21 protein-coding genes, 1 tRNA gene and 1 pseudogene are annotated in these 26,730 nt (G+C 62.9%); 8 read left to right on the forward strand and 15 right to left on the reverse strand.

Annotated elements, in window-relative coordinates; genetic code table 11:
* Positions 1–16 precede the first annotated feature (16 nt).
* From B0G81_RS18165 to B0G81_RS18215, 11 genes are all read right to left on the reverse strand, one after another.
* The gene (locus B0G81_RS18165; RefSeq protein WP_134137868.1) at positions 17–1,867 is read right to left on the reverse strand and encodes a hydantoinase B/oxoprolinase family protein; all 1,851 of its coding nucleotides are present in this window, start codon (positions 1,865–1,867) and stop codon (positions 17–19) included.
* Positions 1,864–3,987, reverse strand: coding sequence for a hydantoinase/oxoprolinase family protein (locus B0G81_RS18170; protein WP_134137869.1), 2,124 nt, complete (start codon positions 3,985–3,987; stop codon positions 1,864–1,866). Before B0G81_RS18170 ends, B0G81_RS18165 begins: the two co-directional genes overlap by 4 nt.
* A 69-nt stretch (positions 3,988–4,056) precedes the next feature.
* On the reverse strand, positions 4,057–5,226 hold the full coding sequence (locus B0G81_RS18175; protein WP_134137870.1) for a porin: 1,170 nt from the start codon (positions 5,224–5,226) through the stop codon (positions 4,057–4,059).
* A gap of 187 nt (positions 5,227–5,413) precedes the next feature.
* On the reverse strand, positions 5,414–6,244 hold the full coding sequence (locus B0G81_RS18180) for an ATP-binding cassette domain-containing protein (protein WP_134137871.1): 831 nt from the start codon (positions 6,242–6,244) through the stop codon (positions 5,414–5,416).
* Positions 6,234–7,076, reverse strand: coding sequence for an ABC transporter ATP-binding protein (locus tag B0G81_RS18185; protein ID WP_134137872.1), 843 nt, complete (start codon positions 7,074–7,076; stop codon positions 6,234–6,236). The genes B0G81_RS18180 and B0G81_RS18185 overlap by 11 nt, the downstream gene beginning before the upstream one ends.
* Positions 7,073–8,044, reverse strand: coding sequence for an ABC transporter permease (locus B0G81_RS18190; protein ID WP_134137873.1), 972 nt, complete (start codon positions 8,042–8,044; stop codon positions 7,073–7,075). The genes B0G81_RS18185 and B0G81_RS18190 overlap by 4 nt, the downstream gene beginning before the upstream one ends.
* Entirely contained in the window at positions 8,041–8,976 is a 936-nt protein-coding gene (locus tag B0G81_RS18195; RefSeq protein WP_134137874.1) for an ABC transporter permease, read from the reverse strand. The genes B0G81_RS18190 and B0G81_RS18195 overlap by 4 nt, the downstream gene beginning before the upstream one ends.
* Before the next feature lie 7 nt (positions 8,977–8,983).
* On the reverse strand, positions 8,984–10,549 hold the full coding sequence (locus tag B0G81_RS18200) for an ABC transporter substrate-binding protein (RefSeq protein WP_134137875.1): 1,566 nt from the start codon (positions 10,547–10,549) through the stop codon (positions 8,984–8,986).
* A 144-nt stretch (positions 10,550–10,693) separates the two neighbouring features.
* Positions 10,694–11,365, reverse strand: coding sequence for an isochorismatase family cysteine hydrolase (locus B0G81_RS18205; protein ID WP_134143154.1), 672 nt, complete (start codon positions 11,363–11,365; stop codon positions 10,694–10,696).
* 195 nt (positions 11,366–11,560) lie between these two features.
* Positions 11,561–12,643, reverse strand: coding sequence for a LacI family DNA-binding transcriptional regulator (locus B0G81_RS18210; protein ID WP_134137876.1), 1,083 nt, complete (start codon positions 12,641–12,643; stop codon positions 11,561–11,563).
* A 231-nt stretch (positions 12,644–12,874) separates the two neighbouring features.
* Positions 12,875–13,780, reverse strand: coding sequence for a LysR family transcriptional regulator (locus tag B0G81_RS18215; protein WP_134137877.1), 906 nt, complete (start codon positions 13,778–13,780; stop codon positions 12,875–12,877).
* Between the two features lie 97 nt (positions 13,781–13,877).
* Between B0G81_RS18215 and B0G81_RS18220 the strand changes: the two genes are divergently transcribed.
* The gene (locus tag B0G81_RS18220; RefSeq protein ID WP_134137878.1) at positions 13,878–17,477 is read left to right on the forward strand and encodes an indolepyruvate ferredoxin oxidoreductase family protein; all 3,600 of its coding nucleotides are present in this window, start codon (positions 13,878–13,880) and stop codon (positions 17,475–17,477) included.
* Positions 17,478–17,782: 305 nt separating this feature from the next.
* Positions 17,783–18,055, forward strand: coding sequence for a hypothetical protein (locus B0G81_RS18230; protein ID WP_106279356.1), 273 nt, complete (start codon positions 17,783–17,785; stop codon positions 18,053–18,055).
* A 265-nt stretch (positions 18,056–18,320) separates the two neighbouring features.
* Here the strand turns inward: B0G81_RS18230 and B0G81_RS18235 are convergent, their stop codons facing one another.
* The 3 genes from B0G81_RS18235 to B0G81_RS18240 all read right to left on the reverse strand — a co-directional run bounded on the left by B0G81_RS18235 (position 18,321) and on the right by B0G81_RS18240 (position 19,875).
* The gene (locus B0G81_RS18235; protein WP_181196507.1) at positions 18,321–19,049 is read right to left on the reverse strand and encodes a DUF3800 domain-containing protein; all 729 of its coding nucleotides are present in this window, start codon (positions 19,047–19,049) and stop codon (positions 18,321–18,323) included.
* A 330-nt stretch (positions 19,050–19,379) separates the two neighbouring features.
* Positions 19,380–19,514, reverse strand: coding sequence for a hypothetical protein (locus B0G81_RS45395; RefSeq protein ID WP_277872784.1), 135 nt, complete (start codon positions 19,512–19,514; stop codon positions 19,380–19,382).
* A 276-nt stretch (positions 19,515–19,790) separates the two neighbouring features.
* Positions 19,791–19,875: transfer RNA gene (locus B0G81_RS18240), tRNA-Leu, on the reverse strand.
* A gap of 183 nt (positions 19,876–20,058) precedes the next feature.
* Between B0G81_RS18240 and B0G81_RS18245 the strand changes: the two genes are divergently transcribed.
* The 6 genes and pseudogenes from B0G81_RS18245 (at position 20,059) to B0G81_RS18270 (ending at position 26,068) form a co-directional block, all read left to right on the forward strand.
* A complete protein-coding gene (locus tag B0G81_RS18245) occupies positions 20,059–21,129 on the forward strand; it encodes a LacI family DNA-binding transcriptional regulator (protein ID WP_116117749.1) in 1,071 nt (356 codons plus the stop codon).
* Positions 21,130–21,281: 152 nt separating this feature from the next.
* Complete coding sequence (locus tag B0G81_RS18250; RefSeq protein ID WP_134137880.1) at positions 21,282–22,370, forward strand: ABC transporter substrate-binding protein; 1,089 nt, start codon at positions 21,282–21,284, stop codon at positions 22,368–22,370.
* Complete coding sequence (locus B0G81_RS18255; protein ID WP_106279350.1) at positions 22,367–23,191, forward strand: ABC transporter permease; 825 nt, start codon at positions 22,367–22,369, stop codon at positions 23,189–23,191. Before B0G81_RS18250 ends, B0G81_RS18255 begins: the two co-directional genes overlap by 4 nt.
* Before the next feature lie 47 nt (positions 23,192–23,238).
* Positions 23,239–24,102 (forward strand): annotated as a pseudogene (locus B0G81_RS18260) (ABC transporter permease); the annotation flags it as partial.
* A 36-nt stretch (positions 24,103–24,138) separates the two neighbouring features.
* Positions 24,139–25,185: an ABC transporter ATP-binding protein gene (locus tag B0G81_RS18265; RefSeq protein WP_134143155.1), complete on the forward strand. Its 1,047-nt coding sequence runs from the start codon at positions 24,139–24,141 to the stop codon at positions 25,183–25,185.
* 55 nt (positions 25,186–25,240) lie between these two features.
* Positions 25,241–26,068, forward strand: a complete 828-nt coding sequence (locus B0G81_RS18270; RefSeq protein ID WP_134137881.1) for a phosphodiesterase — start codon at positions 25,241–25,243, stop codon at positions 26,066–26,068.
* A 10-nt stretch (positions 26,069–26,078) separates the two neighbouring features.
* On the opposite strand, the gene B0G81_RS18275 is transcribed toward B0G81_RS18270, so the two are convergent.
* Positions 26,079–26,564 carry a DUF2569 domain-containing protein gene (locus B0G81_RS18275; protein WP_134137882.1) on the reverse strand — a complete coding sequence of 162 codons (486 nt, stop codon included), beginning with the start codon at positions 26,562–26,564 and terminating at the stop codon, positions 26,079–26,081.
* Positions 26,565–26,730: the final 166 nt, after the last annotated feature.

A 26,730-nucleotide genomic window follows, 5' to 3' on the forward strand; every position in this document is an offset into this window, starting at 1 on the left:
TAGCGCCCTGTCGTGGTCAGAGTTTGCCGATAGCCGCAGCATCGACGCCGGTCGATTGCAGGAATAGCGCCTCCTGCTTCGCGACGCGCTCCCGCCCGGAAAGCGTCTGCAGGCGTCCACGCATCTCGACGGTGCGCTGCGCGTCGATCTCGCGCCCGGGGCCTTCGAGCACCACGCCATAAACTTCACACGCCATCTGCTCCGTGATGCGGTCATCCAGCACATCCTCGCGCACGGCTTGCGGCGAGCGCGTCAACGGATCGCCATGGCCTGCGCCGCCCGCCGCGATATGGCAGAAGCGGTCGCCCTTGAGAAGTGCTGTCACGGTGCTCGGCATGGTCGGCAGCAACGTGCTTCGAGCGTCGCGGGTCAGCAGATTGAGCGACGGCGATCCGCTCAACCCGCCACGCGAGCCGGACGGCCGATGCGCGCGCCGGTCCGAGCGCAGTCCGAGCAACGCGTGGTCGCTGCGCAATTCATAAGCGCGGCGCATGGCGAGGCCGCCGCGATGCCGGCCCGCGCCGCCCGAGTCCGTGACGAAGCCGTACTCGGTGATCTTGAGCGGCAGACGTGCCTCGATCAGTTCGACCGGCTGGTTCGACAGATTGCCAAGCGGATTCGCAATACCTTCGCAGCCGTCATTGCGACCGCCGCCCCAACTGCCGAGCACGCCGTCGGTGATCAGCCAGTTGCCGCCACGCGCGCCGCCCTCGCCATCCGGGTTGCGCCCGGAAATCGACACGACCGACGGGCCGCCCTCACCCAGCGCCGGAATCGTATCCGGCACGATCTGCGCGAACGCGCCTTGCAGCACGTCGAACATCCGGTACGCGATAATCCCGCGCGCCGCGCAGGCGGCCGGTTCCACCGGATTCACAATCGAGCCGCTTTCCGCGTAGACCTGAACCGGCCGCGAAAAACCCTCGCAGTTCGGCACGTCGACACCAATCGCGCAGCGCACCGCCGCATACGCAACCGATTGTGTGGTCGCGAACGGGCCGTTGATCGCGCCCTGCACCTGCGCATCGGTGCCGGTCCAGTCGATGCAGATCGCGTCTTCCGCCACTGTCACCTTGACGCGAAACGCGATCGGCACGGGCGTATCGCCCAGGCCGTCGATGAAATCCTCGTAACGGTATTCGCCATTCGGCATCGTAGCGATGGCCTGACGTGTCAGCCGCTCCGCGTAATCGTGCAGTGCTTCGACCAGCCGTCCGAAACCGTCCGCGCCGTATTTGTCGAGCAACTGCACGAGTCCCCGCTCACCGGCCTTGCACGAGGCGACCTGCGCGCGCAGATCGCCTCGCAACTGGCCCGGCATGCGTGAATTCGTTTCCAGCAACGCGACGAGCGCGTCGTTGACACCGCCGGCATCGCACAGCTTCATCAGCGGAATTCGCAAGCCCTCCTGATAGATTTCCGTCGCGCCGATCGCCATGCTGCCCGGCGCCATGCCGCCGATATCGGCATGGTGGACGATGGTCGCCACATAGCCTTCGATACGCGACTCGTAGAACACTGGCTGAATCAGATACACGTCCGGCAGATGCATGCCGCCCGACGTGTAGGGATCGTTCATGATGTAGATGTCGCCGGGCTTGCCGGCCGTGCCGAAACGGCGCACCACGTTGTCCATCGCGGCCGGGAACGCACCGAGGTGAATCGGCAAGGTCAGCCCCTGCGCGATCACGCGACCGGCGCGGTCGAATACCGCGGTGGAAAAGTCCATCGAATCGCGCACGATCGGCGAATATGCGGTGCGCAGCACGACGAGCGCCATTTCGTCGGCGATCGAGCCGAGCGCGTTCTTGACGATTTCAAGCGTGATGGGGTCGGTGCCCGCCGCAGCGGCCTGCTGGGTAGTCATACGGAGTGCTCCAGAAACGTGATGACAATGTTTTCGTGGGCATCGACGCGCGCGCCGGCATCCGGCGGCACGACGCAGGTCGAGTCGTATTCTTCGACGATCAACGGGCCGCTCATCGGCGCGGCGCGCAGATCGGCACGCGAGATCACCGGGGTGTCGATAAAGCCGTGGGTCTTGCCGAAGTACGCGCGGCGCCGCACCGGCGCGTGCGCCGCCGACGAATTCGCCCGGCTGCCGCCGGCGCGTTGCGCGTCGTAGGCGCGGTCTTTCTGCGAGCGAAGCGAACCGACCGCGCGCAGATTGACGAGTTCGATCACCTCGTCCGCGGATGCGTGGCCGTAAGTGCGCTCGTGTTCCGCATGAAACGCGGCGGCGATCGGCGCAATGTCGAGCGGCTGACCGGCACGCCATTCGATCGGCACAGTCAGTTCGTAGGCCTGACCCGTGTAGCGCAAATCCAGCGCGCAGGTCACGGCGATATCGTCGAACGCGTTACCCTCAGCCGTCATATCCGCAGTGGCCCGCGCCACGAGGTCTTCGAGCGTGTTGCCCAATTGCTCCGCAGCCGAATGATCTAGGCGGCAGAACATCGTTTGCATGAATTCGTGTTGTGTCGACGAGAACAGCAGCCCGAGCGCGCTGAACACACCGGGGCTCGGCGGCACGATGACCGTCTTCATGTCAAGCAATTCGGCGATCGCATGAACGATGACCGGTCCATTGCCGCCGAAAGCGAACAACGCAAATTCGCGCGGGTCGCGGCCGCGATATGTCGACACGGCTTTCACCGCGCGCGTCATCGTGGAGGCAGCGATCGAGAAAACGCCATAGGCGGATTCGTAGAGATCCGTGTGCGTGGGCTCGGCGATCTGAGTGCGCATGGCCTCAAGCGACTTCTGCTGATTGATGCGCAACTCGCCGCCGGCAAGGAACGACGGATTCAGATAGCCGAGCGTCAGCACGGCGTCGGTGAGCGTGGGAGTCGTGCCGCCCGCGTCGTAACACACGGGCCCGGGCACCGAGCCCGCCGAATCCGGGCCGACCTTGACGAGGCCGCCCGCGTCGATCCGCACCAGACTCCCGCCGCCCGCGCCGATCTCCGAGACGTCGATGAACGGCAGCTTGACCGCGTGCCCGCCGCCCTTGACGAGCTTGCTGCTGACGTTGATGCCCGCACCGACCTCGTATTCGGTGGTGCGCGCCGGCTCGCCCTTCTCGATGATGGCCGCCTTCGCCGTGGTCCCGCCCATGTCCACCGTGATGCAATCGGCGTAACCCGACGCGGCGGCCACCGAGGCGCCCGCGATCACACCCGCCGCCGGCCCGGACTCGATGATCGTGGCCGGCTTCTGCATCACCATCGCCGCGCTCATCACGCCGCCGTTCGAATGCATGATCTGCACCGGGCCAGTCATGCCGATGCCGCGCAGCTTGTCGATCAGCGAGTGCAGATAGCTCACCACCACCGGCCCGAGATACGCGTTGACGACGGTCGTGCTGGTGCGTTCGTATTCGCGGATCTCAGGCAGGATTTCGTGCGAGCAAGTCAGATAGACGGCGTCGCCCAACACGCCACGCAGCAGATCGCGAATGCGGATCTCGTGTTCGGGATTCGCATACGCATGAATCAGACTGATCGCCACCGCTTCGATTTTCTCGCCGGCGATACGTCGCGCGATGTCCAGCACCTGCGCGTCGTCGAGCGGCGTGTCGATCGAACCGTCGGCGAGCAGCCGTTCGTCGACCTCGTAGCGGTGCCGGCGTTTCGCGAGCGGCTCCGGCTTCTGATACGCGAGGTTGTAGAGCATCGGCACGCGTAGCCGGCCGATCTCGACCACGTCGCGAAAACCCCGCGTGGTGATCAGCGCCGTGCGCGCGCCCTTGCCTTCGAGCACGGTATTCGTGGCGATGGTGGTGGCGTGAACCAGTTCGGTTATCTGGCGCGGTTGCGCGTCGAGCGAGGCCAGCAACGCCTGCAAGCCCGCGACGATCGCAATGCCATAGTCCTGGGGCGTGGACGAAACCTTCCTCGTGTGAATCACGCCGTCGTCGCCGATCACGACGATATCGGTGAAGGTCCCGCCGATATCGACACCGGCCCGGTAAAGTCTTTCAGTCATTACACACCTTGCTTGTTAGTCGATGCGGCGCAAACGCGTGGCCGGTTTGCGCCGGTCAATCCAGCACTGCTAGAACTTGTGCACGAGTCCGACACTGACCACCGCCTGGTTCTGCCCCGAAGACGGCAACATGGTCTGAATCTGCGAGGCCAGCATGCCGTTCGACGTCGCCGGCAACGGTCCGCCCGTGGGTCGCGGAAAGCCGCCGCCGGCCGCGCGCAGATAGATCACCTCGGTATACATGGAGGTCCGCTTGGAAAGGAACTTGTCGACCAGCAGATTGACCTGATGCCAGTGCACCTGCGTGGGCCCGCCAGGACCGCCGGTGATGTTGTCGCTCGTGTACGTGTACGCCATGCCGAAGAACAGCGTCGGATCGAGCGTGAAGCGCGCATTCGCTTCATAGTTGTTGAAGCGGTAGTTGATGCCGCTCGTGAGCGTCGTGCCCACGTTGTTGTAGATCGCGTTGCTGTACATCAGGCTCAGCTTGGCCGGTCCGATCACATACGACGCACCGATGCCCGCAATCTGCTCGCGTTCGGACGTGATCGGCGCATCGCAGCAGGTGATGGCGCCGTTGGTGTTGACGTTGGCAGTGGTGTTCACGCCCGGTCGATCGTAGAGCGAATACGCCGCTGCAATCGAGAACGCACCCTGCGAATAGATGCCCCCTACCGACCACATGCGATTGTTCGCAAAGGCGCCGGGCGCATTGCTGAACGCGTACATCGCCGTGCCGGTAAAGCCCTTCAGACTCGGCGAGACGTATTTGATCGAGTTATTGACGCGCAGATAGTCGTCGGTGTTGTCGTTGTCGTATGGATGCGAAAACATCACGCCGCCCCACGCACCGTTGGACGTCATCGTCTGCAAGGTGCCGACAATCGCGTCGTATTGCCGGCCGAATGTCAGCGTGCCGTAGTCCGGATTCGAAAAACCCACGAACGCCTGGCGCCCGAACATGCGGTTGTTCTGACCGAGCGCGCCGTTGGTCGGGTTAAAGCCGTTCTCCAGCGTGAAGATCGCCTTGGTGTTGCCGCCGAGGTCTTCTGCGCCTCGCAGCCCCCAACGGCTGCCGTACTCGCCGTTGCCGGTCAGTTGCACCGCGCTATGGCCGCCCTGGTTCGACGAGTAGGTGATGGCCTCGTTGATGATCCCGTACAGCGTGACCGAACTCTGCGCGTGAACGAGACCGCTCCCGCCCAGCAGAACCGCCATGATGAATAACTTTTCCTTCACCGCTCTTCTCCAAACAAGGAATCGCGACACCCCGGTCGGCTAGCGATCGATTGACGATAACAAATGAATCGATTCACCAAAGGTTTAAAAAAATATCCCAAGGTGGGCCGGCTCACTGCTTGACCCGGATCTTCTTTCTACTGCTCGGACCGCCTCTCCTGTGTCGACCAGAGTGAGTGCCTAGCTCTTACTCTGGTCCCCCTATGGGGTAAGGGCCGATGCCTTTCGGGATCGCCGCCAGCAACTCCATCGTGTAGCGCTCGCGTGGATCGAACAGCACCTGATCCACGGCGCCCGTTTCCACCACACGCCCTTCCCGCATGACCACCACTCGTTGGCACAGTTCGCCGACCAGCGCCAGATCGTGGCTGATCACGACCAGCGAGACACCGGCGCTTTGGTGAAGATCGCGCAGCAGCCGGATGATCTCCGCCTGGATCGACACGTCGAGCGCGGACGTCGGTTCATCAGCGACGACCAGTTCCGGACGGCGCGCGAGCGCTCGCGCGATGCCTACGCGTTGGCGTTGACCGCCCGACAGCTGATGCGGATAGCGCGCCAGCACGAAGGCCGGCAACCGCACCATGTCGAGCAACTGACGCACCGGCACGCCGTCGTGGCCGATCGCTTCGGCCAGCGTCGTGGCAATCGCCTTGCGCGGGTTCAGCGAATTCGTCGTGCTCTGGAACACCATCTGCACGCGCTGACGAAACGTCGCGTTCTGCGCGCGCGTCATCGTGTTCAACGCGTTGCCTCTGAAACAGATCGAGCCGGCGGTCGGCGCAGTGAGGCCGACCATCATGCGCGCGACAGTCGATTTGCCGCTGCCGCTTTCGCCGACGATAGCCAGCGCGTCGCCCTTCGCCACCTCGAGCGTCACCCCCGACACGGCATGAAAGCGGCGCCGGTTGAACATGCGTTCGAGCGGGGAACGCGCCAGCGCATAGGATTTGCCGACCTCCCGCAGCGCGAAGATCGGCTGCGCGGCGAGAGCCGCGTTCGGCACGTTAGCGGACATTGCGCGGCTCCTCGGGTTGATGTCGGCTTGCGGCACGCGTAGCCGGCAAACGCGGAATACTCGCGATCAGATGCCGCGTGTAGTCGTGCGCAGGCCGCAGAAAGATATCCTCCACCGGACCGGCTTCGACCACGTATCCCTGCTTCAGCACGACGGCGCGTGAACACAGTTCCGCCATCAGGTCGAGGTTGTGCGTGATGAACACCAGACCGAGATCCATCTCGTTCACCAGCGTTCGCAGCAGCTCGACGATCTGCGCCTGCACGGTTACGTCGAGCGCGGTGGTGGGTTCGTCCGCGAGCAGCAGCGCCGGCTCGCAGACAATCGCGGCGGCAATCATCGCGCGTTGCTTCATGCCGCCGCTTAGTTCGTGCGGATACGCGCGCTCCGTGGCGCGCGGGTCCTTGAAACCCACCCGTGCGAGCACGGCCAGCACTTCGTCGCGTATCGCGCGGCCACGCAGCGGACGGTGGGCGCGGATCACGTCGGCGAGTTGCGCGCCGATCGTGAAGGCGGGATTGAGCGCCGTCGCCGGATCCTGGAATATCATGGAGATGCGCCGTCCGCGCAATGCCCGCATGCGCGCCTCGGACGCATGGCTCAAGTCTTCGCCGTCGAGCACGATCCGCCCGCCACTAATGTGCCCCGCGTTGCCAAGCAAGCCAAGCACCGCCAGCGAGGCGACGCTCTTGCCCGAACCCGATTCGCCGACGAGACCAACTGCCTCGCCGCGCCCCACTTGCAAATCGAGCCCATGCAAGACTTCGGTCTGCGTCTTGCCCGAACCGAACGTGACGCGCAGGTTTTCAATCGACAGCAGCGCTTCGTTCATAGCGACGCTCCCGCTACATCGGCCGCCTGCGCATTGCGCCGCCGCGGGTCGAGAATTGTGCGCATCGAGTCGCCGAACAGATTGAAGGCGAGCACGCTGACGAACACCGCCGCGCCCGGGAATACCGACACCCACCAGTTGTTGGTGAAAATCAGTGCGCGCGCGTCGGAAAGCATCGCGCCCCAACTCGGCGTCGGCGGTTGCACGCCGAGTCCGATGAAACTCAGCGACGCCTCCACGATGATCGTCACGCCGAGCAGCAACGACGCCTGGATCAGCACCGGCGAGATGATGTTCGGCAGAACGTCGGAGAACAGGATGCGCGCTCCGCTCGCGCCTTGCAGAACCCGCGCGGCGACATACTCCGCTTGCGACTCGGCCTTCGCGAGACTATGGGTGAGCCGCGCAAGACCCGGCGCGTACAGCACGCCGATCAGCAGCACTAGCTTGGTTTCATTCGAAATGGCGAGCATGCCGACATGGAGCGTGTCGGTGCCGGTAACGCCGACGAGCGCGATCGCCCAGATCAACAGCGGAATCGACGCGAGCACTTCCATCGCTTTCATCAGCGTTTCGTCGAGCCATGAGCCGGCCTTATAGCCTGCCACGAGGCCGATGCCCGTACCGAGCACGAGGCCGATCGCGACCGCGCACAGTCCAATGGACAGCGACGCGCGAGCGCCCCAGATCGTGCGGCTCAGAATGTCGCGACCCACCTGGTCGGTGCCGAGCCAGAACGCCGCGCCTGGCGCTTCCAGTCGATGTTCGATATAGAGTTGCAGCGGATCTTTCAAGGGCAGCCACGGCGCGCACACTGCGATCACGACGAGCAGCACGATCGTCACGACACCGATCGCACCGGTCGGTTCGTGCATCAGCGCGCGCAGCAAGCAGCCGGCCGATGCGAGCCAGTTGCCGAGCGCACGCGGTTTGTGTTGCACGTTGGGGAGAGATGAATCAGCCATCATGTTCTATTCGCCTTCGGGTCGAGATAACCATGCAATACGTCGGCGCACGTGTTGGACGCGATGAAGATCGTCGTGATCACGAGCACGATGGCTTGCACCCTCGGATAGTCGCGCTGGAAAATCGCCGTGAGCAACGCACGCGAGACGCCCGGCAAATTGAAAATCTGCTCCACGATCAACGCCCAGCCGAACATGTAGCCGTAACTCATCGCGGCCGTGCTCACCAGCGACGGCAACGCGTTCTTCAGCGCATAGAGGCGAATACGCGACGGCGGCAAACCGAGCGCTCTGGCAGTTCGCACATAATCCTGCGAAAGTGCGTCGACCATGTTCGCCCGCACCAGACGGCTGAGCACCGAGATGTAGTAGACGGACATCGTCAGCACGGGCAGCACCAGCGCGAGCAGATGCGACGCCATGCCGTCCGACCAGGGCGTGAGGCCGCCCACCGGAAACCACCCCGTCTTCAAAGCGACATAGCGGATCAACAGCAACCCCAGCCAGAACGACGGCACGGATAAGCCGACAATCGCCACGGCTCGCAGCAAATGGTCCGTGCCGCTGTTTTCCTTCAAGGCCGCCACGGTGCCGAGCACGATCGACACGACAATCGTGAACACGAACGACAGCGTGACGAGCTCGACCGTGTTCGGCAACGTATCGGCGATTTGCGGGCCGATCGGGTTGCCGGTCGCGTACGACTTGCCGAAGTCGAGCGCGAGCGCACCGTTCAGCCACCTGCCGTATTGCGCGGCGACAGACCGGTCCAGTCCGTATTGATGATTGAACGCGGCAATCTGTTCGACGCTGGCGTCGCTGCCCAAGGTCAGACGCGCGGGCGACACGGGTGTCGCGCGGCACATCGCGAACAGCAGCGCGCTCACCACCAGCAGCACGAGCACAGACGAAAACAGCCTCGTAACGGCTTTCATATCGACCTCATGCTTTCGCGAGATAAACGTTGTCGAGCTTCAGCGAGAAACCGGTGTTCACCTGGAAATCCCTGACGTTGCTGCGCCACAGGTTCTGCACTTCCAGCGCGCCGATCCAGACGGCCGGGCAGTCGCGCGCCAGCACCTGCTGAATTTTCGCGAGGATCAGCTTGAGCGCGTCCGGATCGTCGACCAGATAGCTGTCGTCGATCAGTTTCAGCAGTTCGGCGCTCTCGTAGCCGCTCGCTTTCCAGAGACTCTCGCCGGGTCTGAACAGCGCGTTCAGTAGATACGTCGGCTCAGGTGGCGCGATGAAACCGGTCAACGCCGCCGCGTGGTTGCCGACCAGCACCTGCGAGATCATCTGGCCGAAATCGAGCGGATGCAGATTGACGCGCACGCCCAGCGACGCCAGTTGCGCCTGGATGAAAAGCGCCGTCGATGATGTATCGATCAGATACGCCGGCTGCACATACAGCAGATCGAACGATGCGCCGCTCGCGTACTTCGAGCTTTTCAACGTCGCTCGCGCCTGGTCCGGATTGAACGCCAGGCTTCCAGCGGCGCCCGCGTCGTACCACGAGGATTCCGGCGCAAACGGCATGCTGCTCGCTTTGACCGCGCCGTAGCACAGATCGCGGCAGACCTTGACCCGGTCCAGCGCGAGCGACACCGCCCGGCGAAACGCCGGATCGTCGAACGGCGCCTTGCGGTTGTTCAGACACATCATCAGCGGGCTGGTCGGCGAGGGCCGGCTGTCGCCCGCGAGGCCTGCCGACGTGCGGATCTGCGCGAACGTCTGGGCCGGCGGCGCACTGATGATCTGCGTCTGGTCCGACATCAGCGAGGCAAGCCGCGACGACTCTTCAGGGATGATGCGGAACACGATCTTGTCCCAATGCGGCTCGCCCTTGCCCCAGTACGCCGGATTGCGCTTCAGTTCGACGAAGTCGTTTGCCTTCGACTGCACGAAAATGGCCGGTCCCGTGCCGACACCGATCGGCGTCTGCTTGAAGTAGTCGGCCGGGTGCTGCTCGCGGCTGCCTACTGGAAAAATACCCATGTACTTGGACATGTAGTCGAGCAAAGGACGGTAAGGACGCTTCAGACGGATCACGGCGGTGTGCGTGTCCGGGGCGCTGACCGACTCGATCACGGTCCAGAACGGGCGCCGGAACGCCTTGTTCGCGGGATTCAGCACGTAGTTGAAGCTGTATTTCACGTCCGCGGATGTGAACGGCTGACCGTTCTGAAAATTGACGCCGCGCTGCAGATCGAACGTGTACGTCAGTTTGTCCGGCGAAATCGTCCATGCGCGCGCCAGTTGCGGCACCCGCTGACCTCGCGCGTCGATGCCGACCAGATTCTCGAAGATCAACTGATTGATCGCCATGACGTCGTGATTCGGCTGGTTGATCGGATCGAGTGTTTGCGGATTGCTCGGAATCGCGACCGACAGCACGCCGGCCCCGGCCGCGAACACGCGGCCTTCGAATGCGAACGGCACGGAAAGCCCCGCGATGCCCGCGGCGCCCGCACGGAGCAGTAGTCGTCGCCTGCTGCTGAAAGTCATGAAATCCTCTGCTTTTTCAATGCCGCCGGTCCACCACAATTTCGTGAATCGATTCACAGACAGTAGTCAGATCAGCACGGCGAGTCAACTTTTAAAAAATATCGGAAACCCTGGCTGGCAGTTTCAAAACGTTCTGCGGCGGGTCTAGGCGAGCAGCAACGAGGCGTCGGCGAGCGACAGCACCGTCGTGCGCGAATCGAACGCCGTGGAAAAAAGATGATCGTGCACGACCTGATCCGGGTCGTAGCAGCAATCTTTGACGGTGTACAACCGGAAGTCCGCATCGCTCGCATAGGCAACCGACGACAGCACGACACCCGTCGACGCAATGCCCACCATGATCAACGTGTCGATACCCTGCGCGGAAAGTCGGGCCTGCAGATCGGTACCGAAAAACACGCTCACACGGTGCCCGACGATGAGCGCTTCGCTGGCCCGCTGGCCGAGTTCCGGCGCGATCTTGTCGTCGATGAAAAGGCCGAGTTGCCTGAGCCCTTGCCCGTTCTTGTTCAGCGGGCTCACTTCCGGATAGCCTGGACTGAACTGGATCTTGGCGAAATAGACGCTCACGCCCTTGGCCCGCGCGGCATCGCACAACTTGCGCGTGTTCGCGAGCAGCGTAGGCGCGACAGACGGAAAGAGCCCCAGGATGTCAGTCTGATAATGCATCACAACAAGCGCCGTTTGCGCCGGCACGATCGCCGGAAGCGGCGCACCCACGCTCTGCGCCGACGCGGCGCTAATTCCGCCGTCTCCGCAACCATCGAGACCGAGTCCCGTCGCAACCGCGCCGGCCAATGCGCCTGCCGTTTTCATAAACCGCCGACGGCCTGCACGGCCGCCCCCCTCGCTGTCGCCCTGCCCCGACCGTAACGCGTCTTTCCTGTCGCTCATGTCCTGTCTCGTGATTTTGGTGAATCGATTCATTCATCGTCTATGCGCAATGTCGGCGGCGAAAAATCCGCTGTCAAGCAACTTTGCGATCGGACAAACCCTGGGGATCGAACCAGGCTAGCGCTTTTTGCGGCGTGCCGGGCTACGCGGCGCGCCGCACGACTCACGCACGATCATCCGCATGGGATGTTTGGAGCGGCGGATGCCGGACGGCGCGCTGCCGTCGATCAGCTGCAACATCATGTCCGCTGCTTCACGGCCTACGTCGCGCGGGTTTTGCGTTACCACGGTCAAGGCCGGCGACGCGATGCCTGAATACTCGTGCTCGCCGATGGAAATCACCGACAGGTCGGCCGGAATCGACAGCCCGGTTTCCCGCACGACTTCGAGCACGATGGCCACGTCGTTCAGCGTGGCGATGATCGCGGAAGGCGGCTGCTGAGCGCTGAGCAGCGCGCGGCAGACGTCCTTGCTGAAGGCGCTGGTACGCAGCACGAGCGCCGGATCGAGCGCGATGCCGGCGGCCTCGCATGCGGCCTGATAGCCACGCACCATCTCGCGGCCTACCCACGTATTTTCGTGGCCGGCCACGAGCGCAATCGCGCGATGCCCGAGCGACGCGAGATAGCGCACAGCCTGGCGACAGCCGTCGGCGTGATCGGTCAGCACCGAATTGAATTCGCCCTGGGCATCGCGCTCCCACAGCACGACCGGCATATTCAAGGTATGCAGGAAGTTGAAATAGGAAGGCGTCTCGTCGTCGGAAATCGCGCCGATGAATCCGTCGATGCGGCGCTGCTTCAGGCTCGACAGAATGGCCCGCTCGCGCTCGAGATCGTAGTGGGAATTGGCGATCAGAATCTCGAAACCTCTTGCCCGCAGGCGCTCTTCGGCGGCGCTCACCATCTGTGCGGCGGTGTGCTGCGTGATGTCGGAAATCAGGCAGCCAATCGCACTCGAACTACCCCTGCGCATGCTGCGCGCCACCACGTTCGGCACGAAATTCAGCTCGGCCACCGCGGCGCGCACCGCCTCCTGAATGGCCGGCGCCACATTCTCGCGGCCGTTCAACACCCGCGACACCGAGCCGACCGACACCTTCGCGAGACGCGCGACGTCCTGCACGGTGGGCGAGCCCTGCGGAGACTTGCGGCTACGCAACGCAGGCTTGACGGGTTTGCTGGCTCTCTCTTTGGGCATGACGGAAGGCGAAAAGGTCGTCGATCGATTCTCAATGAATCGATGCATCGGGGCGATTATAGTGCGTCCTGGCTCCGGCTAACGCCGGCACGGTGTTGCAGCGTGGGCCGACAGTCGATCGTGCAGGAAGAAAACAATGTTGAGGCTATGCGAAAAACAGATACACGTCGCCCGCCAGCTTCAATTCCCGCAACGCAGTGTCAGTCCCACTGGCCCACTCACGCCCTGCTTTCAACTCCCGCATGCATGAATGAGGAACTGCTGAAACGCAACCGCAGCCGTATCCAGCGTTGCGCCCTTGCGCCACAGCATGCCCGCGTCCATCTGCGGAATGGCGTTGAGAATGGGCCGAGCGTCGATCCGCTTGCCTTCCAGCGACCATGGGCGAAACACCATATCAGACAGAATCGTCACGCCGAAACCATGCGCGACCAGACCGCGCAACGCTTCCATCGAACTCGTGCGAAACGCGATATTCGGCTCGACGTCGTTCTGCTTCCAGTAGCGCAGCGTCGACTGCTCGCCTTCGTCCACGGTAATCAAAATGTACGGATAACTCGCGATATCCGCGAGCGAAGGTGCATTAAGTTGCGCGAGAGGATGAGTCGGCGCGGTCCACAACTGCCGGCGCGAGCGGATCAACACGTGGTGCCGGAAACGCCTAAGATTTTCGACGTTGGAGAGCAAAACGATACCGAGATCGATGTCGCCGGCGAGTACAGCCTGTTCGATCGATTCGCGGTCCAGATCGTGCAGATCGATCGCGATGTCGGGATACGTCGCGCGAAAACGCGCCATCAACTCGGGCAGAAAATAGCCCAGCACCGTATACGACGCCGCAATGCGCACGGTCCCCTTCAGATCGTGCGAGCGGAACGGCGCCTTGTAGACCGCGTCGCGCACCGAATCGAGTATGTGTCTCGCGTGATTCAGAAAATCATGTCCGTCCGGCGTCAACGTGACGCCCTGAGGCAGGCGTTCGAAGAGCCGCGTACCCAGGGTTTCCTCCAGTGCGAGCACGGCATTCGTAATCGCCGATTGCGACACATGCTCGGCCGTCGCCGCCATCGAAAACTGCCCGTTCTGGGCTGCCGCCACGAAGTAGCGCATCTGCCGCAAGGTAACGTCTTTTGACATGTGTTTTTCGAATAGCAGGATTCGGTATTCGTGATTTTACGTTGGAAATTCCGCTTCCTATACTCCGCCTCTAATAAAAGCCCCCGGAGACTTCCCCATGAACGCCCCGCTGACGCCCCCGCTACGTGACGCGCCTGCCTCGGTATCGCTCGACGACAAATACACGCTGGAAAAGGGCCGCGTCTATATGAGCGGCACTCAGGCGCTGGTGCGGCTGCCGATGCTGCAGAAGGCGCGCGACCGCCGCGCCGGCCTCAACACCGCGGGCTACGTGTCCGGCTATCGCGGCTCGCCGCTCGGCGCGCTCGATCAGGGTCTCTGGAAAGCGAAGCAACATCTGAAGGAACATGATGTCGTGTTCCAACCAGGGGTTAACGAGGATCTCGCCGCGACTGCCGTGTGGGGCACGCAGCAGCTCAATCTCTGGCCGGGCGCGCAGGTCGACGGTGTATTCGGCATGTGGTACGGCAAGGGGCCGGGCGTCGATCGCAGCGGCGACGTCTTCAAGCACGCGAATGCGGCCGGCACCGATCCGAACGGCGGCGTGCTGGTGCTGGCGGGCGACGACCATGCGGCGAAGTCGTCGTCGGTCGCGCATCAGTCGGAGCATATGTTCGTGGCAAGCGGCATTCCGGTGCTATATCCGTCGAGCGTGCAGGAGTATCTCGACTACGGTCTGCACGGCTGGGCCATGAGCCGCTACGCGGGTTTGTGGGTGGCGATGAAATGCGTCACCGACGTGGTCGAATCGAGCGCGTCGATCGACATCGATCCGGACCGTTTGCAGATCGTCCTGCCGGAAGATTTCGACATGCCCGAAGGCGGCCTCAATATCCGCTGGCCCGACCCGCCGCTCGCGCAGGAAGCGCGTCTGCTGAACTATAAGTGGTACGCGGCGCTCGCCTACATTCGCGCGAACAGGCTGAACCGCGTGGTGATCGACAGCCCCAACCCACGCCTTGGCATCATGACCGCGGGCAAGGCCTATCTCGACGTGCGGCAGGCGCTCGCCGACCTCTCGCTCGACGACGAAACCTGCGCCCGCGTCGGCATCCGCGTGCTGAAAGTGGGCTGCGTATGGCCGCTCGATGCGCAGAACGCACGCGACTTCGCAACCGGACTCGACGAGATTCTGGTGGTGGAAGAAAAACGCCAGATTCTCGAATATGCGCTCAAGGAGGAACTGTATAACTGGCGCGACGACGTGCGTCCAAAGGTATTCGGCAAGTTCGATCAGCGCGACGACGAAGGCGGTGAATGGTCCGTGCCGCGTGGGCAGACGCTGCTGCCCGCGCACTACGAACTGTCGCCCGCCTTGATCGCGAAAGCGATCGCCCGGCGCCTCGCCAAAGCCGATCTGCCCGCCGATCTGCGGGCGCGAATCGAAGCGCGCGTTGCGGTGATCGAGGCCAAGGAACGCGAGGCGGCCACGCCGCGTTCCGTGACGGAGCGCCAACCGTGGTTCTGTTCGGGCTGTCCACACAACACCTCGACACGTGTGCCGGAAGGCTCGCGCGCACTGGCGGGCATCGGCTGCCACTACATGTCGATGTGGATGGACCGCAACACGGAGACCTTCAGTCAGATGGGCGGCGAAGGCGTCGCGTGGACCGGCCAGATGCACTTCACGAATGAGCGCCACGTGTTCGTCAATCTGGGCGACGGCACCTACTTCCATTCGGGTCTGCTCGCGATCCGCGCTTCGATTGCGGCCGGCGCGAACGTCACTTACAAGGTGCTTTACAACGACGCGGTCGCGATGACCGGCGGCCAGCCGGTGGACGGCGTGCTCACCGTCCCGCAGATCGCGTTTCAGGTCATTGCGGAAGGCGCGAAGCACGTGCTGATCGTGACCGACGAGCCGGAAAAATACGACGCGAGCATTCGCCTTCCAGACGGCGTGAAGGTCCATCACCGGGACGAACTCGATCGCTTGCAGCGCGAGTTGCGCGAGATGACGGGCACCTCGATTCTGATCTACGACCAGACCTGTGCAACCGAAAAACGCCGGCGCCGCAAACGCGGCACGTATCCTGATCCCGCGAAGCGCGCCTTTATCAACGATGCGGTATGCGAAGGTTGCGGCGACTGTTCGGTGCAATCGAACTGTCTGTCGGTCGAGCCGCTGCAAACGCCGCTCGGCACCAAGCGCAAGATCAACCAGTCGTCGTGCAATAAGGATTTTTCGTGCGTGAAGGGCTTCTGCCCGAGTTTCGTCACGGCGGAAGGCGCACAGGTGAAGAAGCCCGCCAAACCCGAATCCGCGGCTGCATTGCCCGATTTTGCGGCGCTGCCTCGGCCCGCGATTGCTTCACTCGCGAAGCCGTACGGCGTGCTCGTGACAGGCGTCGGCGGAACCGGCGTCGTGACGATCGGCGGCTTGCTGGGCATGGCGGCTCACTTGGAAAACAAAGGTGTCACCGTGCTCGACATGGCCGGGCTCGCACAGAAAGGCGGCGCCGTGCTCAGTCATGTGCAGATCGCGGCGGCACCCGAGCAATTGCACGCCACGCGGATTGCGGCCGGTGAAGCGCGGCTGATTCTCGGCTGCGATGCGATCGTCTCCGCTTCCGCTGAAGTGCTGGCGCGCACGCAACGCGGCATCACGAAAGCGGCGATCAACAGCGGCGCCACGCCGACCGCGCAGTTCGTGCGTGACCCCCAATGGAGTTTCCCGGCCGATCAGACGCAACAGGACCTGCGCGGGAGCATCGGCGACGACTGCGACTTCATCGACGCCAATCGTCTCGCGCTGGCGCTGCTGGGCGACACGCTCTATGCCAATCCGATGCTGCTCGGCTTTGTCTGGCAACGCGGCTGGCTGCCGCTCGGTTACGACAGTCTCGATCGCGCGATCGAACTGAACGGCGTGGCCGTCGAAAAAAATCGCCTGGCGTTCGAATGGGGCCGCTATGTCGCACAGCACGGTGAAGCCGCCGCGGATGCTTTTACGCCGCAGCCCGCCAGACAACAGGCCATTGTCGTGCAGATGCCGGAGTCGCTGGACCGGTTGATCGAGCGCAACACCGAGCGGTTGAGTGCCTACCAGAACCCTCGGTATGCGGCTCGTTATGTCGAAGCGGTCGAGCGGCTACGCGCGAAGGAAACGGCGGTTATGGGCGCGGCAAAACCTCGCCTTACGCCGGTGGTCGCGCGCAATCTGGCGAAACTGATGACCTATAAGGACGAGTACGAAGTGGCCCGTCTCCATGCGGATCCGGCTTACATGGACAAGCTGCGGGCCCAGTTCGAAGGCGAGCCGGGCCGCGATTACAAGCTCGCGTTTCATCTCGCGCCGCCATTGCTCGCCAGACGCGACGAGCACGGCCACCTGACTAAGCAACGCTTCGGCCAATGGACCCTCACGTTGTTCCGCGTGCTCGAAAAATTCAAGTTCCTGCGCGGCACGACGTTCGACGTGTTCGGCAAGACGGAAGAGCGGCGCAATGAGCGTGAGCTGATCGTGCAGTATTTCGCGTTGATCGACGAACTCTGCGCAACGCTCGATACCGCCCGATTCGATACGGCAATGAAACTCGCCAATCTGCCCGAGGAGATTCGCGGCTTCGGTCATGTGAAGGAGCGCAACGTGCTTGCCGCGGCAGCGAAGCGCGAGCGGTGGCTTGCGGAATACCGGGCCGATGGGGGCGACTCGCGGCCTGTTTCGTCTTCTCGATTTTTCGAACAGGCGCTATGAAAATTTCAGTGCATGACCGTGACGGCGTGATCTGGCTGGATGGCGAACTGGTGGACTGGCGCGACGAATAGTTTCACTTCCTGACCCACTCGCTTCACTATGGTATGACGGTAGTTGAAGCCACCAGGACATGCGGGACCGCGGCTCTTCCCGGGATCATGCGGCTCGACGACGCACGAAAAGACTTTTCAATTCCGCAAAGATCTTCGAGATGAACGTGCCCTTCGGCTTTGAAACGATTCGCGACGCGCCGCTTGCGGTCGCCAGCCCAATAGCCTCACAATCCCGCAAACAACGGGAATCACATGAAAACGCAAGCAACCTTGGCGGCACTGACCATGCTCGCCGCATGCACAACCATAACTGACGTGACACCGGCCGGCGACGGTAACTACACCGTCACGACCCAAGTCCGCGGCGGCATGACACCATGGGGCGAAGTAAAGGCGTCAAGCCTGAAACGTGCCGACGAGTACTGCAGCCGGCAAGGCAAGCAAATGCACTCGGTGGACATGCAGACGCATGGCGTCCGTGGCTGGACGCCTCAGGAGGCGGAGCTGACATTTTCGTGCGTCTGACCTGCCTTCGACTGCGTGAGGCGTCTGTATGACTTGAATGCGGAACGCTCAGCTCGGTCAGCGTTATGGAAGCAAAAGCTGCTTGTTATCTCGTCGTCGCCGAGCTTGTCGCGATGGCGCGTCGCCGCTTCGCTTCATCCGGCGTCAGTCTGACACGTCTGCGGACGGGCACTGCTGTCAATCACGGTACTGATGCAACGCTCACCCGGAATGTTGGCCAACTGCCCAGATGCAAAAAAGCCCAGCGCGGGGCTAGGCTTTTAAATCAGGCGACGTTTGGGTCGAAGTCGAGCGCTTGATAGGTCGCCCGCTCGGCATCAATCAGAGTTGCCTTTTGGGGCGGATCGAAGAACAATCGCTTCTGCCTGACATGAGGAGAGACGATCCTGTAGGCATTGCCGGTCCTGAATTCATGGTTTCCCCAAACGACGCCCGCCAAGATGTCGACGAACTGAAGGCCCAGCGAGTCCTTGCTCTCCCAAGGCGTCGTCTCAAGGAAGGTGTCAGCACCCAATGCGGATAGCTTCGTGCATAGATAATCGTGCATGGCATGCTTGAGTTCGATGCGGACGCTACGTGCGTCCGGGATGAAAGCAACGGACTGCTCTTGCGCCATCATCTCGAGCAACAGAAGCCCAACCATGTAGTTGTAGAGCCCATTCGGATGACGCCGGAAACCGGCCGAAACGTTCTCTTTCCTCACCGTTATGGTTGCGAATTGAAAACCGGCCCGGTCCCGCTTGATGGCGGCCAACTGTCGCGCAAAATTGTCACGCTCAGCAGGCGAGAGTGAAACGGATTTTATTTCGTTCTTGATGGGACGGCCGCGCCGCTTATAAATGCCGCGGACAACGCGATTTAAGACTGCATCCTCCCCCTCGGGAAGCACCGCTGCGGCGAGCGTGAAGTGCCTGCTGGATCCTCCGCGCCCATACGCTTCCTCCAGCTTCCAGCCCAAACACCCACTCTCATCCAGATAAATTGTTTTCGCCATATAAAAATAGCCTCCCAATTGGGAGGCTATGGAATAGTGCGGTACCCGGGCCTGACGTACTTACAAGTACGCTTACGATTGTCGGCGCTGATTTGTCGCAGGTTGATCCGGGCGGAGCTATTTAAACCGCAACGCCGCTACAAAGCAATTATGGGGTCTACAACTACCGGTTGCAAGATAAACTTGCGTCCTAAAAATACTCCATAAGTCATTGATTGTTAGTAACAACGTCGAGATCATGCTCCAATCGCAACAAGTCAGATCGGCATTACCGAGACCGATCTTTGCGTTGCCGAACAGAGTAGACATAGACTTGGCCGAAACCGGTCTTCAATTGAGCGTCTCTTTGCCCAAGCCAAGCAGTTCCTTGGCCGTGTACCGCCGCGCAACGCCGCCATATAGGCGCGAGACCTCCCGATTTTTGGTTTCCGGCTCCTGCCCGGTCCGATAGACGAGCCAGCGCATGATTCGTCGCGTTTCTTTCCGAGGATCCGGCGCCGCTCACGCGGAGAACCGTCCGGTGGCTCGCAGACATCCGTGAAGGGGTTCGTGTCGATCCACTTCCACTCCTTGCGCGCGATTGTGAAGACGTTCCGGCAGAAAATCATTTCGCGCAACATAGTGCCCGTTTGACTGGGCGCGCTGGTGTGCCGCGCGCGCGAGCGAATCCCTCGATACTTCCCGCAAACCCATGACTCAACGGGTTTTTCGATAGTTCTCAGGATGTCTTGGGATATGACTTGGTGCCGGGGATCGGACTCGAACCGACAAGCCGTGAGGCGGCGGATTTTAAGTCCGCTATGTTTACCAATTTCATCACCCCGGCGGGCGTCGAAACGCGTGTGGACGCGAATTCTACCATTGCCCGCCGGGCGTACCAAACCGCCCGTCGACGCTCCGCCCGTCTCAAGTTCCACACGCCGCAACCGCGAATACCGGCGTCATCCTCAAGTCACAAATTTTCCCGATAATCCGCTCACGAAAACGTTTACATCCCGAGCGGAAACCCATGATCCCGACGATCAAAGATGTCGCTGCGCACGCCGGCTTCTCCATCGCCACCGTGTCGCGCGCGATCAACGCGCCGCACACCGTCAACCCGGTCACACTGGACAAGGTGCGTCGGTCCATCGACGCCCTAAACTTCCGCCCGAGCCCGCTCGGCCGGCAATTGCGCGGCGAACGCACGCGCCTGATCGGCGTGGTCCTGCCGACGCTCGCCAATCCCGTGTTCGCCGAGTGCCTGCAGGGCATCGACGAACTGGCGTCGGCGCAAGGCTACCGGCTCATGCTGATGACCACGCAGTACGACGCCGACCGCGAACGCCACGCCATCGAAACGCTGCGCGAGCACCGCGTCGAAGGCCTGATCCTGACTGTCGCCGACGCCGACACGCACCCGCTGCTCGACGAACTCGACCGCGCGGGGCTGCTCTACGTGCTGATGCATAACGACACGGTGCGTCGTCCGTCGGTCTCGGTCGACAATCGTCTGGCCGCCTACGACGGCGTGCGCATGCTGATCGCGCACGGCCATCGCCGCATCCTCATGCTCGCGGGCACGCTGGCCGCCTCGGATCGCGCCCGTCAGCGGCATCTCGGCTACTCGCAGGCCATGCAGCAAGCCGGCCTCACGCCGGCGCCCGCGCTCGAAGTCGATTTCAATGCGGAAGAACTGGCGCCCTCGGTGCTCGCTCATCTGACGAGCGGCCCGAACCGCCCGAGCGCCCTCTTCTGCAGTAACGATCTGCTGGCGATGGTGGTCATGCGCGGCCTGCGCCGCGCGCGTCTGCAGATTCCGCACGACATGTCGATTCTCGGCTTCGACGGCCTCGCAATGGGCGAGCTGCTGTCGCCCGCGCTCGCCAGCATCTGCGCGCCGAATCGCGAGATCGGCTGCGCGGCCTGGCGGCGTTTGCTGGCGCGCGTCACCGGCACTCACGAAGCGTTGAGCGAAGCCTCTCTCAGGTTGACCTTGCCGCACAGCTTGCGCCAGGGCGCCACGATCGCGGCGATTTCGAGCCGTGACGACGCAACGCCCGCGCGTACATCCCTATCCGCCGAGCGGCCGATCGCCTGAAGCGCCAGGCAAAGCGCCATTGGTTAACACGCGTGAAATGCATCCACACGTGCCGGCATGAAAACGTTTAACCCGCTGTCCTGCAACACGACTTTGAGTCACCCAACCCAAAACCCGAACCACCCGCTCCCTTCTTCTCCAGGAGACCCGCAGTGATCCGCTCTGCCAGCCATTTCGCTTCGCCCATCAAACCGATCAGACCGCTCTGGCGCTGCCTCACGCGCCGCATAGCCGCCGCGCTGTCGGCCGGCACGGTGGTCGCCGCCGCGCTCGTCGCGCTCGCACCGCAAGCAGCGCACGCCGACGAAACCGCCATCTGCTACAACTGCCCGCCCGAATGGGCCGACTGGGCAAGTCAGATCAAGGCGATCCAGCAAAAGACCGGCATTCGCGTGCCGTTCGACAACAAGAACTCCGGCCAGTCGATCGCGCAACTCATGGCCGAGCAGAAGAGTCCGGTCGCCGACGTCGTGTATCTCGGCGTTTCGTCGGCCTTCCAGGCGAAGGACAAGGGCTTGATCCAGCCATACAAGCCGGCGCATTGGGACGACATTCCCGCCAACCTGAAGGACCCGCAAGGCTACTGGTTCTCGATTCACTCGGGCACGCTGGGCTTTTTCGTCAACAAGGACGCACTTGAAGGCAAACCGGTGCCGCGCTCGTGGGCGGATCTGCTCAAGCCTGAGTACAAAGGCATGATCGGCTATCTCGATCCGTCGAGCGCATTCGTCGGCTATGCGGGCGCGGTCGCGGTGAATCAGGCGCTCGGCGGTACGCTCGATAACTTCGAACCGGGCCTCGACTGGTTTCGCAAGCTGAAGGCCAACGCGCCGATCGTGCCGAAGCAGACCGCTTACGCGCGCGTGATGTCCGGTGAAATTCCGATCCTGCTCGACTACGATTTCGACGCCTATCGCGCGAAATACAAGGATCACGCGAACGTCGAATTCGTGATTCCGAAGGAAGGCACGATCTCGGTGCCGTACGTGATGAGCCTCGTCAAAGGCGCGCCGCACGAAGCAAACGGCAAGAAGGTGCTCGACTTCGTACTCTCCGACGAAGGCCAGAAGCTGTGGGCCGACGCCTACCTGCGTCCGGTGCGCCCGAATGCGATGAGCCCCGAAACCGCCGCGAAATTCCTGCCGGCCAGCGACTATGCGCGCGCAAAACCTGTCGACTTCGGCAAGATGGCCGAAAAGCAGTCGAGCTTCGGCGAGCGTTATCTGCAGGTGATGCATTGAACGACATCACGTTTCCGCTGCGCTGGCGCATCGCGTTGCTCGCGCCGGCGCTGGCAGTGTTCATCGCCTTCTGGCTGCTGCCGATGGGCGCGCTCGCGCAGCTGAGCGGCGACGGCCACGCGTTCGCCACCTATCGCGCGATGCTGACGAATCCGCGCTACATGTCGAGTCTCGGCGCGACCGTGCTGCTGTCCGCGGCGGTCACGGCCGCGACGCTGGTGCTCTCGGTGATCGCGGGTCTGCTGCTGGCGCGGCGCGAGTTTCCTCTGAAGCGCACGCTGCTTGCGTTGCTCACGTTTCCGCTGGCGTTTCCCGGCGTGGTGGTCGGCTTCATGGTCATCATGCTGGCGGGACGCCAGGGGCTGATCGGCGCGCTTTCGCTGAAACTCACGGGCGAGCGCTGGGTGTTCGCGTATTCGATGAGCGGCCTCTTTCTCGGCTATCTGTACTTCTCGATTCCGCGCGTGATCGTCACCGTCATGGCCTCGGCGACCAAGCTCGATGCATCGCTCGAAGAAGCCGCGCGTTCGCTCGGCGCGTCGCCGTGGCGCATCACGCGCGACATCGTGTTGCCCGCGCTCTCGCCCGGCCTGATCGCGGCGGGCGCCGTGTGCTTCGCCACCGCGATGGGCGCATTCGGCACCGCGTTCACGCTCGCCACCGACATCGACGTGCTGCCGATGACCATCTACACCGAGTTCACCCTCAACGCGAACATGGTGACGGCCGCGGGGCTTTCGATCGTGCTCGGCATCGTGACGTGGGCCGTGCTGGCGCTGGCGCGCAGCGTGAGCGGCTCGGCCGTGGCGGCAAGCGCATGAACGGCGTTTCAAAACCTGCGGCTTCCAAGGCGGAGGACAGGACTTTAATGAACTCCATCACAACCTCTCTACAACCGTCAGCGAAGCCTCGCTCTCGGCTTCGCCGGCCGGACGCAAGGACGTGGCTCGCAACCGGCCAATGGCTCGTCACGCTGCTGCTGTGCGCGTTCCTGATCGTGCCGGTCGTCATGTCGATCATGGCGGGCCTGACGGTCAACTACTTCAAGGGCGTGTCGAGCGGCCTCACGCTGCGCTGGCTCGGCGAAGTGTGGACGCAGTATCACAGCTCGGTGTTTCTCTCGCTCGAAGTGGCGGCGGCCACCTTGCTCATCACGCTGCTGACCGGTGTGCCCGCGGGCTATGTGCTCGCGCGCAGCAAGACGCGGCTCTCGCGCATCATCGAAGAGTTTCTGGTGCTGCCGATCGCGCTGCCCGGTCTCGCGTCCGCGCTCGCGCTGCTGGTGGTCTACGGCGGCTTCACGATGTTCCGCATGAGCGTGGCGTTCATCGTGGTCGGGCACGTGGTGTTCACGCTGCCCTTCATGGTGCGCGCGGTCGCGGCAGTCTGCGCGAGCAGCGATCTGCGCACGCTCGAGGAAGGCGCGGCGAGTCTCGGCGCGAGCTTCTTTCGACGCTTCGTGACGATCGTGCTGCCGAACGCGCGGCCCGGCATCGTGGCCGGCGCGCTGGCAGTGCTGACGCTTTCGATCGGCGAATTCAACCTCACCTGGATGCTGCACACGCCCGATACCAAGACGCTGCCGGTGGGTCTCGCCGACACTTACGCGTCGTTGCGCATCGAGATCGGCAGCGCCTACACGATTCTCTTTTTCATCATGACGATGCCTCTGCTCGTCGCGATGCAATGGCTCGGCGTCGATGCGACCGGCCAGCGCAGCGCGGCGAAAAAAACGCATCGCGGCACCTCCTTCGAAGTCCATCAAGCCATGAAACTCGCTTCCGTTCCCATCACGCTGACGCAATGCGCGAAAACGTTTCGCGGCACACGTGTGCTCGAACCGCTCGACCTGCATATCGACGCCGGCGAAACGCTCGTGCTGCTCGGCCCGTCCGGCTGCGGCAAAACCACGACGCTGCGCATGATCGCGGGTCTGGAGACACCGGACGCCGGCGGCCGCATCGCGTTCGGCGACGACGACGTCACCGCACTGCCGATCGAAAAGCGCCAGGTCGGCATGGTGTTCCAGAGCTACGCGCTGTTTCCGAATCTGACGGTGCGCGGCAACATCAGCTATGGTTTGAAGATCAAGCGCGTGCCCGCTGAGACGGCACGGCAACGCGTCGACGAATTGCTCGGCATGATGCGTCTCACGGCTCACGCCGATAAGCCTATCGATCAGCTTTCCGGCGGCCAGCGTCAGCGGGTGGCGCTCGCTCGCGCGCTTGCCGTGCAGCCGCGCGTGCTGCTGCTCGACGAACCGTTGACCGCCCTCGACGCCCGTTTGCGCGACACCTTGCGCAGCGAAATGAACACGTTGTTGCGCGATCTGGGCATCACGACCGTCTACGTCACGCACGATCAGGCCGAAGCGATGGAACTGGGCGATCGCATCGTCGTGATGAGCGCGGGACGCATCGAACAGATCGGCTCGCCACGCGAGATCTACTACCGTCCCGCCAACCGGACGGTCGCGCAGTTCGTCGGCACAATCAACCGGCTTGCGGGCGAGCGGCGCGACGGCATGCTGAGTACCACCGGCGGCACCGTGCCGCTGCCTGCGGGCTCCGTGCATGCTAACTCGGCGCACGAGATTTTCTTCCGCCCGGAAGACGCTTATCTGGCCGATCCGGCTCACGCGCAATTGCGTGGACATATTGAAAGCACCGCGTTTCTCGGTGAGCGTACGCGCCTGACGATCGGCGGCGCCGCGCCGGACGCGTTGCTGATCGACGTAGCCGGCCGCGTGGAATTGGCGCGCGGCACGCCGGTCGGCATTTCCATCGCGCAGGACGCGCTGATTGCGCTATCGTAATGAAGCCGCGCTGTTTTCGCTGTTTCTATAGCGCGCTATAAAAAGGACATCCCCCATGCTGCTGGCTCAAATTAGCGACCTGCATATCAAACGGCCCGGCGCGCTCGCTTATCGGCGCGTCGACACCGGCGCCTATCTCGCACGCTGCGTCGCCGCCCTCAATGCGCTCGAGCCGCGTCCCGACGCGGTGATCATGACCGGCGACCTCGTCGATCAGGGTGATCCGGAACAGTACGAACACCTGAAGATGCTGCTCGCGCCGCTAGAGATTCCCTACTTCATGCTGGTCGGCAATCACGACGAACGTGCTGCGTTGCGCGCCGCGTTTCCCGATCGCAAGGAATTGGCGAGCGGCGGAGAGTTCGTGCAATACGCCGTCGATGTCGGTCCATTGCGGATCATCGCACTCGATTCGATGGTGCCGGGACAAAGCGCCGGCAATCTATGCGATGCGCGGCTCGCGTGGCTCGCCACGCAACTCGATGCGGCCCAGGGCAAACCGACGGTGGTCGCGTTGCATCATCCGCCGTTTGTGTGCGGCATCGGGCATATGGACGAACTGCGGCTCGATCCCGCTGCCGCAGGCAAACTCGCGGCGTTGATCGCGCGTTATCCGAACGTGGAGCGGGTGATCTGCGGGCATGTGCACCGGCCCATGTTCGTGCGATTCGGCGGCACGATCGCCTCCGCGGTGCCGGCGCCCGCGCATCAGGTCGCGCTCGATCTGCGCGAGGATGCGCCGTCCGCGTTCATGATGGAACCGCCCGCGTATGCGCTGCATCACTACGATCCGGCCACCGGTATCGTCACGCATCACGCGTATGTGGAAAAAGCCGACGGCCCGTATCCGTTCTATGAGCCCGAAGGCGATCTGATCGATTGACGCATACGGGTCAGGCGTCGACGAAAGTCTCACGAACGCGCCGGGACAGCCTGAAATACGGAATCCCGAGCGCGGCCGCCACGACAGCCTGAATGAAGCCGTCGTACGGAATGGCGATGTCGATGCCGATCGCGTGCGTCATGTTATCGCCGAGCAGATACGCGACGGTGCGCAGCACGACGATCGCCAGCAGCCACGCCTGAACGTGCGTGGTAAAACGCGGCGACTTGCGCCATGCGAGCAGCCCCAGCCAGCCCGTCCCCGCGACGATGAACGCGCCCGTGAGCACGTCGCAGCCCACCATCGCGATCACGGTGCGATACCAGCCGTGTGTTTCGGGCCGCGCGAACACCGCCAGCACTTCCCATTCGAGCATCAGCTTGAGCGGATCGCGCATTGCGATCGCGGTGTGGAGCGCCCACGCCGCCAGGCAAATCAAGGCGACGAGCAGTGAGCCGCCGATGCGTCGAGGTTCGTGTTTCGTGATCGAGGTCATGGAGTCGTTCTTGTAAAGCGTCGGTCGGATAAGGCGCGCCGATTTTACGAACGTAAGCCGAAACTCCATCTCATTTTGTCCGCAAGGCGTTGTGACGCCGCTGCGCGAGCGGGCCGCTCTGTCTCGCCGCCGTCAGCACGATCCGCCGTGCTCCGGTATGATCGGC

It is taken from the genome of Paraburkholderia sp. BL6665CI2N2, assembly GCF_004366535.1.
In the GTDB taxonomy this organism is placed as follows: domain Bacteria; phylum Pseudomonadota; class Gammaproteobacteria; order Burkholderiales; family Burkholderiaceae; genus Paraburkholderia.

Excerpts from the sequence above, each read along its gene's own strand:
- B0G81_RS18165 (WP_134137868.1), bottom strand. The coding sequence starts at position 1,867 with ATGACTACCCAGCAGGCCGCTGCGGCGGGCACCGACCCCATCACGCTT.
- B0G81_RS18170 (WP_134137869.1), bottom strand. The coding sequence starts at position 3,987 with ATGACTGAAAGACTTTACCGGGCCGGTGTCGATATCGGCGGGACCTTC.
- B0G81_RS18180 (WP_134137871.1), bottom strand. The coding sequence starts at position 6,244 with ATGTCCGCTAACGTGCCGAACGCGGCTCTCGCCGCGCAGCCGATCTTC.
- B0G81_RS18185 (WP_134137872.1), bottom strand. The coding sequence starts at position 7,076 with ATGAACGAAGCGCTGCTGTCGATTGAAAACCTGCGCGTCACGTTCGGT.
- B0G81_RS18190 (WP_134137873.1), bottom strand. The coding sequence starts at position 8,044 with ATGATGGCTGATTCATCTCTCCCCAACGTGCAACACAAACCGCGTGCG.
- B0G81_RS18195 (WP_134137874.1), bottom strand. The coding sequence starts at position 8,976 with ATGAAAGCCGTTACGAGGCTGTTTTCGTCTGTGCTCGTGCTGCTGGTG.
- B0G81_RS18200 (WP_134137875.1), bottom strand. The coding sequence starts at position 10,549 with ATGACTTTCAGCAGCAGGCGACGACTACTGCTCCGTGCGGGCGCCGCG.
- B0G81_RS18205 (WP_134143154.1), bottom strand. The coding sequence starts at position 11,365 with ATGAAAACGGCAGGCGCATTGGCCGGCGCGGTTGCGACGGGACTCGGT.
- B0G81_RS18210 (WP_134137876.1), bottom strand. The coding sequence starts at position 12,643 with ATGCCCAAAGAGAGAGCCAGCAAACCCGTCAAGCCTGCGTTGCGTAGC.
- B0G81_RS18215 (WP_134137877.1), bottom strand. The coding sequence starts at position 13,780 with ATGTCAAAAGACGTTACCTTGCGGCAGATGCGCTACTTCGTGGCGGCA.
- B0G81_RS18220 (WP_134137878.1), top strand. The coding sequence starts at position 13,878 with ATGAACGCCCCGCTGACGCCCCCGCTACGTGACGCGCCTGCCTCGGTA.
- B0G81_RS18230 (WP_106279356.1), top strand. The coding sequence starts at position 17,783 with ATGAAAACGCAAGCAACCTTGGCGGCACTGACCATGCTCGCCGCATGC.
- B0G81_RS18235 (WP_181196507.1), bottom strand. The coding sequence starts at position 19,049 with ATGGCGAAAACAATTTATCTGGATGAGAGTGGGTGTTTGGGCTGGAAG.
- B0G81_RS45395 (WP_277872784.1), bottom strand. The coding sequence starts at position 19,514 with ATGCGCTGGCTCGTCTATCGGACCGGGCAGGAGCCGGAAACCAAAAAT.
- B0G81_RS18245 (WP_116117749.1), top strand. The coding sequence starts at position 20,059 with ATGATCCCGACGATCAAAGATGTCGCTGCGCACGCCGGCTTCTCCATC.
- B0G81_RS18265 (WP_134143155.1), top strand. The coding sequence starts at position 24,139 with ATGAAACTCGCTTCCGTTCCCATCACGCTGACGCAATGCGCGAAAACG.
- B0G81_RS18270 (WP_134137881.1), top strand. The coding sequence starts at position 25,241 with ATGCTGCTGGCTCAAATTAGCGACCTGCATATCAAACGGCCCGGCGCG.
- B0G81_RS18275 (WP_134137882.1), bottom strand. The coding sequence starts at position 26,564 with ATGACCTCGATCACGAAACACGAACCTCGACGCATCGGCGGCTCACTG.